The organism is Paraburkholderia polaris, assembly GCF_012927345.1.
In the GTDB taxonomy this organism is placed as follows: Bacteria; Pseudomonadota; Gammaproteobacteria; order Burkholderiales; family Burkholderiaceae; genus Paraburkholderia; species Paraburkholderia polaris.
The window spans coordinates 123,854-131,876 of the sequence record NZ_JABBGJ010000031.1 but is presented as its reverse complement, the minus strand read 5'-3'; the positions used below and the strand labels follow the sequence as shown (position 1 = coordinate 131,876).

The 8,023-nt window shown below is 55.8% G+C and carries 16 protein-coding genes; all 16 read left to right on the top strand.

The genetic code is table 11. From position 1 onward, the window contains the following. The coding region (locus HHL24_RS27220) for an ankyrin repeat domain-containing protein (protein ID WP_206003039.1) at window positions 1-268 on the top strand (268 nt) is incomplete at its 5' end. Window positions 269-491: 223 nt separating this feature from the next. Then, on the top strand, window positions 492-941 hold the full coding sequence (locus HHL24_RS27215) for a tyrosine-type recombinase/integrase (RefSeq protein ID WP_329606752.1): 450 nt from the start codon (window positions 492-494) through the stop codon (window positions 939-941). Between the two features lie 400 nt (window positions 942-1,341). After that, on the top strand, window positions 1,342-1,779 hold the full coding sequence (locus tag HHL24_RS27210; RefSeq protein WP_169488440.1) for a DUF29 domain-containing protein: 438 nt from the start codon (window positions 1,342-1,344) through the stop codon (window positions 1,777-1,779). Window positions 1,780-1,791: 12 nt separating this feature from the next. Beyond that, window positions 1,792-2,253, top strand: a complete 462-nt coding sequence (locus tag HHL24_RS27205) for a hypothetical protein (protein ID WP_169488439.1) — start codon at window positions 1,792-1,794, stop codon at window positions 2,251-2,253. Window positions 2,254-2,304: 51 nt separating this feature from the next. Then, window positions 2,305-2,484, top strand: coding sequence for a hypothetical protein (locus tag HHL24_RS27200; protein ID WP_169488438.1), 180 nt, complete (start codon window positions 2,305-2,307; stop codon window positions 2,482-2,484). Window positions 2,485-2,529: 45 nt separating this feature from the next. Further along, window positions 2,530-2,709, top strand: coding sequence for a hypothetical protein (locus HHL24_RS27195; protein ID WP_169488437.1), 180 nt, complete (start codon window positions 2,530-2,532; stop codon window positions 2,707-2,709). Window positions 2,710-2,810: 101 nt separating this feature from the next. Beyond that, on the top strand, window positions 2,811-3,185 hold the full coding sequence (locus HHL24_RS27190) for a DUF6232 family protein (protein WP_169488436.1): 375 nt from the start codon (window positions 2,811-2,813) through the stop codon (window positions 3,183-3,185). A gap of 9 nt (window positions 3,186-3,194) precedes the next feature. Next, window positions 3,195-3,479 (top strand): hypothetical protein, encoded by a 285-nt coding sequence (locus HHL24_RS27185; protein ID WP_169488435.1) that lies wholly within the window; start codon window positions 3,195-3,197, stop codon window positions 3,477-3,479. A 90-nt stretch (window positions 3,480-3,569) separates the two neighbouring features. Beyond that, window positions 3,570-4,058, top strand: a complete 489-nt coding sequence (locus tag HHL24_RS27180) for a hypothetical protein (protein ID WP_169488434.1) — start codon at window positions 3,570-3,572, stop codon at window positions 4,056-4,058. Window positions 4,059-4,124: 66 nt separating this feature from the next. Beyond that, on the top strand, window positions 4,125-4,622 hold the full coding sequence (locus HHL24_RS27175) for a hypothetical protein (RefSeq protein ID WP_169488433.1): 498 nt from the start codon (window positions 4,125-4,127) through the stop codon (window positions 4,620-4,622). Window positions 4,623-4,938: 316 nt separating this feature from the next. Beyond that, the gene (locus HHL24_RS27170; RefSeq protein ID WP_169488451.1) at window positions 4,939-5,274 is read left to right on the top strand and encodes a hypothetical protein; all 336 of its coding nucleotides are present in this window, start codon (window positions 4,939-4,941) and stop codon (window positions 5,272-5,274) included. A 22-nt stretch (window positions 5,275-5,296) separates the two neighbouring features. After that, window positions 5,297-5,800: a hypothetical protein gene (locus HHL24_RS27165; protein ID WP_169488432.1), complete on the top strand. Its 504-nt coding sequence runs from the start codon at window positions 5,297-5,299 to the stop codon at window positions 5,798-5,800. A gap of 458 nt (window positions 5,801-6,258) precedes the next feature. Then, window positions 6,259-6,519, top strand: a complete 261-nt coding sequence (locus HHL24_RS27160) for a hypothetical protein (RefSeq protein WP_169488431.1) — start codon at window positions 6,259-6,261, stop codon at window positions 6,517-6,519. A gap of 338 nt (window positions 6,520-6,857) precedes the next feature. Next, window positions 6,858-7,103, top strand: coding sequence for a hypothetical protein (locus HHL24_RS27155; RefSeq protein WP_169488430.1), 246 nt, complete (start codon window positions 6,858-6,860; stop codon window positions 7,101-7,103). Between the two features lie 14 nt (window positions 7,104-7,117). Next, complete coding sequence (locus HHL24_RS27150; RefSeq protein ID WP_169488429.1) at window positions 7,118-7,357, top strand: hypothetical protein; 240 nt, start codon at window positions 7,118-7,120, stop codon at window positions 7,355-7,357. A gap of 213 nt (window positions 7,358-7,570) precedes the next feature. Beyond that, on the top strand, window positions 7,571-7,795 hold the full coding sequence (locus HHL24_RS27145) for a hypothetical protein (protein ID WP_169488428.1): 225 nt from the start codon (window positions 7,571-7,573) through the stop codon (window positions 7,793-7,795). The last annotated feature ends 228 nt before the right edge of the window (window positions 7,796-8,023 follow it).

Genomic DNA, 8,023 nt, shown 5'->3' with positions numbered 1-8,023 from the left:
GCGCGACGACGACGATGTATGTCGTGCACTGTTGCAGTCCAAACCGGAACTGAATCTCAGGGCGCATGGCGAGACACCCATTTTCTATGCGGCGAGGCTCCAGCGGCTCGCTACGTTGGCCTTGTTGATCGACGCCGGGGCAGACCCGTCGATTCCAGATTCGGTAGGTCGCGACAGCGTAGCGATCGCGCGGGAACGCAAACTGCCGGAAGAAATTATCGAACGGATGGTGTCGCTGCAGCAGCGCAAGCTACGCCGCCGTACTTAAAAGGCATGCTCGGGTTCCTCCAGCATAATCCTTGCGAATGGCTGTTTTGGGGAATCGCCGTGGTCTCTTCCGGGTCGATCAGCGACGTTCGGAACGCCATCAAAAAATCCGTTTATTGAGGGCACCCCCTGTTGATGCCAAGGATGTGCCAGTCTAAAGGCAGCGAATCTGTTGCCAATCTGCTACGCAGAGATCTAACCATCCATTTGCAGGCATTCCACCAGTGCGAAACACTGTTGCTAACTGGGAGAACCGCTGTGTCTACCTTGCGCATGCGCGCACGATTGCCTTGTTCGACCGCTATATCGAATGGCGTTACCAACGCGGTGCGGGCGTTGCCCTGGATCGTCGGGAGTATCGCGGCCTCATGCCCCACACCCGGCTGATCCTTACACAGAAAGGCAGCGCGTTCGAGCTAAGCGTCAAGCGCCGAGTCAACTTCGATGGTGAGACGGTCGAATACCTCGCGGCCGACAGCCTACAGAGCTATGTCACCAGTCTGTACCGCGCCGCTGGCCTCGGTGCCGGTCACAGCAGCCATAGTGGCCGCCGAACCTTTGCAAGCCGCCTTGTCGCGCAAGGACACTCGCTGGACACCGTTCAGCTATTGCTCGGGCATTCCATCTGGATCACGTCTCACCGTACCTGGACGTCACGGTGCGCGAGCAACTAGACGCGCTATCGGCATTCGATGCCGAATTCGATTAAAGCGAAACACCTTCCTTGCCGTTATTAATCAATGTTTCCCATGTTATTCTTGGTGCACTTGTACACCACTTTTGACAGGCTATGAACGAGGTTACGGACAACGGCAACGCTTTGCGCTCCCTTATCGAACAGGCGGGACTCACACAGGCCGAAGCTCTCGCCGCACTGAACCGGGGGCAAGCCTTCCCCATCGCGTTATCGACGTGGAAGGCATATCTCGCCGCACCTGACAGTGCGCGGCGTCGGGCGTGTCCCGACAACGTTCTGGCGCATGCCAGAAAGACTATCGGAAAGGCTTCGAAAGGGCGTTCACGTAGTGCACATGTGCACCTATAATCTAATCATTGTCTCGATATGGAACGGTCATGGGAACGAGATACGAACAGGACGTAGTTGCGTGGGCTAATGAACAAGCGGCACTTCTGCGCGCGGGCAAGCTGACCGCCATCGACGTTCAGCACATCGCAGAGGAGATTGAAGACGTGGGCAAGAGCGAACAGCGCGAGTTGGCGAGCCGTATGTCAGTCCTGTTGGCTCACTTGCTGAAGTGGCAGTTTCAGCCGTCACGCCGCAGCAAGAGTTGGGAGTTCACGATCCGCACGCAGCGCAAGGAAGTCGCTTACGTCCTAGACGAAGCCCCGAGCCTCCGCGGCAAGTTCAGCGATGCTGCCTGGCTCGATATCGTCTGGTCGAAGGCGCGTAGCGCGGCGAGCAACGAAACAGGGCTGGACCTCGATGCGTTCCCGGAAGTGTTGCCGTGGGCCGTCGATGACGTGCTCTCGCAAGAATTTCATCCCGAATAACGGAAAAGATCAATGTTCAAAAAGACCAAGGTTGGCATAGTCGGCGCGCTGTTAGCATGCGCAGGGGTGGGACTATCCATGGACGTTTTCGCCCACGTGCAGACCGTCGAGTTTGAGGTGGTGTTCAAGGACCACCAAGGCAAAGAGTCGGACCCGGTGAGAGTCGAGCTACCGATAAGCGGAGCCCCGGAAACCATGATACGGGATGTCCCAAATACAAAGTCACCACTGCCAGATTTATTGAAGCTTGCGGTAGTCGAGCGCGATTCAGACGGGCGAGTCTCGATTCTCGCGGAAGAGAAAGCTTCACGTGTCGTCCAAATCGAAAATCTCGTCTCCGATGACGGCCAACGCGTCCAATTACCGAACGTCGCGGATATGCACGGCTTTGAGGCACACAGTTTGACAGTTGGAGAGCAATGTACCGTCGCCGATGGCCGCGAAGTGCTTTCCGTTGTGCGACGGGTTCGATAGAAAAAGTACTTGACGAATGCGCGTCCCGACGAGGGAGCCAAGAAAGAGACCATGATGAAAAAGACATTTATCGCAATGGTATTGGCGGTCACCGGAACGGAAGCGTATGCCGCATCGATCACGCTCGATGCGGGAAAGTCGCTGATGCAGCAAACGAAAGACATCGGGGCGAGCGAGGGATACACGGTACTGTGGAAGCTCGACGTATACACGACTGCAATTAACGCGTAGGAAAAGCGGGTGTGGAATTTCTCGGGGGCCAAACAAGGAAAAAACATGCACGAACTGAACATCACAATCGACGGGAAGCTCTACACGGGTCGCTTTGAGGTCAAAGGAGGAGCCGTGACGGTGCATTCGGCGTACGGGACGAAGAGCACCCAGCGGGGGGCGTTGCCAGAGTTGAACGTTGCCGAATTGTTGCTGAAAGAATTGGTTCGCGCGGCCCGCGCCTAACCCGAAAAGACTCTGCCGCGAACTTCGCCCTCCACCGGCCGGAACCATTAACGATGGGTAGGGTTTTTTAAGTGATGTGTCTTGGCCTAAACGGGATGGCTATGGATGAAACCATTTTTTTGCACGAAAGCGGTATCACGGTTACCAATGCTCGCTTCATCGTGAAGTCTCAGACCTACGTATTGAGCGGCATCACATCGGTCAAGCAAGCCGACCCCGCACGACGCGGTGTTGCGATCTTGTCTGGAGTTGTCGGCGGGTTAGTTTTGTTCGCTCGCTACACCAACATTTTTGCGATCGTGTTCGGAGTCGTCGCCATGGGCCTTGCGGTTGTTCTTTGGAAGGCTAACAAAGACCACCATCACGTCGTCCTGCGAACGTCATCAGGGGAATCGCTTGCGGTTACGAGCACTGATCGCGCGTTTATTCACCGTGTGATCGAAGCGCTCAACGCCGCGATAGCGGCGCGCGGATAGGAAAAGGACATGGGCAAAATCGAAGCCGAAGCTAGTGAATATCTGGCGCACACTCTCGGAAAGTTCACATTCACAGAGCTGAATGATGAAGAACGTCACGCGGCATTCATGCTCGCCTGTACGTTGCCGGATCGGGCCGTCATCAAGGACTTCATCGCGGCTGCGAGCGAGACGGAAGTTACCCGCGCTGGCTTGCCCCCGACCGTGGCGCAAACTCTCGCGCCCTTGGTCGTGAGATTGGAAAGCATTGCGTACGCAGCACGGTTTTCTTCGCTGTTCGAGACGCGTAACTGAAGGGACGGAAAAGCGGCTCCGGCCGCATAAGAAGGAAAACAGGGCAGCGATTTTTGCGTGCGAATTAAAGGACAAGTTATGGAAAACCACATGCCGAACATCATCAGTATCGCTTTCGACCAACGGACCCTTCGTGCAGGAGGCGTTGACCATCAGCTCTATCAGGACAAGTTGATCGCTGCGCTGCCGAACCACAAGCTCCAATTTTCGATCGCGCGCGATATTCCCCAGTCGCTCGGCATGCCGTTAGCTCTTAGCATTGTTGGCGGCGCTGATGCGCATGAGGCTCATGAGGCCGCGAGACAGATATGGCCTACTGTGCTTAACACGGCAATGATGAGCACTTCCACACAGCCAGATGTTGTGAGCGTTCTCGGCGAACAAATTAGAGTGGGGCACTTTACCGTTTCAAGGAACGGAGACGAGACTTGGCGTTTGGAACGTGTGCGGGAGATTTACAAGGTCGACGGCAACGCCATCACGTTTGGTCTCGGCCCCATTGGACACGCAAGCCGGACGGTGCTCAAACACGAAAAGGTCGCAGTGACAAGGGAGTCGGTTACCTCCGTCGGTATTTGAAGAACGCGAAACAACATCCCTCGCGTCGTCTTGCAAATACAAGGCGACGGCCCATAGGAAAATGAAATGAGCGATCTACCGAAAATAACTGGAAGCATCGCGGTGACTGTCGCTGATTTCACTTTCAGGCCGCCGTCCGATGGCGAGAGCTTCGTGTTGACGGCACGGCAACTCTGGTATGGCGCGCATGTACTGGCGGAACGCAGGGTTGAGACTGCGCTTCCCGGCGCCCTGCTTGCTGCGCAGGCGCTGGAGGGAGGACTGAAGGCATTGCTCTGGACAACGGGGTGGGCTGCGTCAGAGCTGAGCAAGAAGCCGTTCGGACACGACCTCAATGCACTGTGGGAAGCTGCGGCCAACGTGGGGGTGATGTCCAACTCACCGCCTGACTGGTGTGAATGCTTGAATGCGCTCCACGCCCCGCCATTCCGCGGCCGGTATCCGAGCGGCTTGAACGGGTTCGTTGCTCCGCATGCGAAGCAAGTGGTGATCGACATTGACCAAGTTTTGTCGCTCGCAGAAGGCGCTGTAAAGGCCGCACCTTGGCGCAAACCTGGTGCATAGGAAAAGCGGCTCGCTCCGCGCAAGAAGGAACAGATATGGGACAAGTGATCGGCGACAATTATGTTTGTGAATTGACAAATATGTTTGAGAAAAACTGCCCGTGTACGTGAAATCGCGCTCGGGCACGTCTGACCAGTACTATCCCTGAGACCGCGAGCAGTGCGACTGAAAGCGGCGACAAGTGCCTTGGCGTGGCAAGGTTTTCACAAACATATTTGTCGAAGCATGTTTGCGGGACGGTGCATTTCACAAACTTGAGCTGAGAATTGGCCTGCCCTAACTTATTGATTTGTCTGGGGCGGTTTTCACGAACATAATTGTTGGAAATCAACAAGCAAAACGACGCGGTACGCAAGAGCAACGCATCGCACAAGCGAAAGCAAAGACAGATGCACTGCGCCCCGAAAAATTGGTGTGTGGCGCTTGCAAAACAGCTTTCACCGACTTTGATGCTATGGACACCCGGAACATGAAGGGCATCCGTGCCGCATTCGGCGGTATCTGTCCTTCATGCGGTGAAACCGTGCTGGCGTTCAGCGGCGATCAGGATGCAGTCGCAGACGCGATGATCGCATGGCAGGACGCGATGGGGAGCGAGGGCAAGCTCGGGATGCAATCGCGCGGCAGTGAGCATATCCCCTTCGAAGACTAGGAAAAGACGGAGGGTTTGCACGATGGGCGAAGCGAAACGGCGCGGCACTGCGGCACAGCGGGTCTTGAGAGCGATCAAGCAGCGCGATGACGATGATGCGGCCTCAACAGTCGTAAGCAAGCTTGAGGTCGCGACCAGGCAGTTAGACGCGGCAATCCGGCTTTTTCTCGAACGAGACTATGTGTCGTCCCTTACCTTGGCTGGGGCAGCGGAAGAGATTTTAGGCAAGCTATCCAGCCGCGCTGGTCTTGATAATGCGGTTGATTTTGTCGTTGACTTCTACAAAGGCCAGACTGATACCGCGACGGACGAAGAGCATCGAAATATGATTCTCCGAATCCTAAACACGCCAAGAAATCAGGCCAAGCACGCAAACGATGCTTCCGAGACGACCTACGAAGTTGATCGTCTGAACCCTGCGTCGATGATTATGCGAGCTGCGCCGATGGTGGTACCGCTCGGCGGCACGATGTCAAAGGAGATGATGCGGTTTCGCAACTGGCTGCGCCAACATCCTGACCTATAGGAAATGTAGTCGGCGCACGTCGCGCCCCCGCATCGGCCGGTAGCCGGATGGACACGTAGGCAAAATGAGTGACTTCAGATTTAAGTTCTATACCCGGCGATTTGGTTCGAACGTGACTCTCAATGTACGAAAAACAGATACGGGTTGGCATATCTCGCACATTGCCATCAACGGAGATACTGGTCCGAGTGGATGAGGACCGCCAATTACATCGTTGCGCTCGTCGCAGCGCTTGCATATGGTTGCAGCCAGCATCAAACGTCCAACGACGACAAAGAGTCGCAGCTGGCGGCCGCTCGTGCCGCGAACGACCAGATTCAGTTGGCGATAGCAGAGAGCAAATGCGGCGACTCAGAAGGGCCGCGACGCCTGTGTACGCACCTGAAGCAGGCGCAGGCAGAAATTGACAACACGATATATCGCATAAACGGCAGTCACGATTAACGAAGCGGAAAAGCATGAGACTCAATAAAACGTTCGTCTGCGGTGCTGTTGCTGGGCTGTTACTCGGAGCGCTCATTGCGTTCACGGCGACGAAAAGCGCGATGGCGAGCAAACAAGTTGATACGTTGACGGCCGGCGTATTTTGGGGTTGTCGCAATGCACCGACTGGCCACGTTCTCACCGACGAAAAGCGGTGCCTGGAGCTTTCCGAAGATATGCGCGGAATGGCTCGGCAAGAGGCGTATAAGAAAGCACACCCCGTACTACCGTTTTGAATCGGAAAAGCGAAATGCCACGACCGACCATCTCCATTGACGACTGGAAGTGTCCTTGGTGCAAGGAACACAATCGCTTCGAAAGCGCAGCAGCGGGCGCCTGCGCCGAAGGCGATCTGTCTGGTTTTTGTCGATCAGGTCACTTGTCCGTCGTGCGGAAAGGATTCGATGGTTTCACTAAGCATCCAGTTTCGCTCGGAAGCCGTCACTGAATGAGCAAGGAAAAGGACAATGATCAAAATGGAAATTGATTTGCGCGACGCGTCGAACGGTGAAATCGACACGCTTTCCCTGGTATGCTCGTAGTAGATCAAACGAATCTGCAGTCGGAGGTTGCCATGAAACGCGTGAACCGGTTCGCGGAGTACGAAGGCTGGAAAATCGAGGCGTCACCGACCATTTTGGCGAATCAGCGGCTCTTCGTCTCGGGCGTGATCGTCTCGCGTGGTGACGAGCGGTTCATCTTCACTGACCTCGGCAACCGCGTCTATCGAGCCCAAGCCTACGAACGCGGCATTGAATGGGCGAAGCAGTGGATCAACAACAACTACCTGCTCGGCGCCCACAAGTCACCGCGCGGATAACGGAAAAGCATCGCATGACTCACAACCAGAAGGTGCTTGCGCAGATTGTCGCGCAATACGCCGTACAGAAGGCTAGGCGCGTCGATGTTCGGCCACCGCAGGACCGCGTGATGGAGGCGCTGGGCGAGGCTATCGAGAGCAAGCGCAATGAAGTGCGAGCGCTCGTTCTGGCAGGAAGATTCGAGACGGACGCTTACCGCACGGCGAAGGCTCAACTTGCGAAGTGGACTGAGGCGTGGAACTCGAATCGATAACTCGGAAAAGCATCGCTGCACTCGCGCCCCGTACTGGCCGGTAGGCAGATGAGGATTGTAACGATGTACATATCAGACTACGCGATGGCTTGGATTATTGCTGTGCCTGGCCTCGCTCTCTTTGCAATAGCGGTCTTTCATGTTTTTAAACCGAACGGTCCCCGGTCGGACACTCGCAAGAAGCTGCCGTGGCAACCTTAACCGGAAGGCGATATGCAGATTGATGAATCGAATTTCACGCGGACACGCGTAAAGATCACGTCTCGACTTCCGAAGTTCGCGGTGGCTGACCCAACCACACCTTGGGTGATGCTCGAAGCAGAGGATGACAGTGGACTGACCGTCGCAGTCATGGGGCCGGATAGCCCCGCCTCTCGCGCCGATGCGGCCCGCATGATGAACCTCTGGAATGACGCGTTAGACGAGCTCCAGCGATAGTCACGACGGGAAAGCCGGCCGACGTCGGCGGACTGGAAAACAGGAAATCAGGTAACGAGCGATGGCACGGACGAAACGCACTGACGCTGTTGACGTAAGCCCGAATGGCATACCGGTTTACGTGGTCATTGGTGAGCGCGAGAAGTTTGACACGATAGCGCTCCCGGTATTCGAGTTCGACAACCGTGCCGAGAGCAGAGGGCATGTCCTGACCAAAAGCGTTGACGA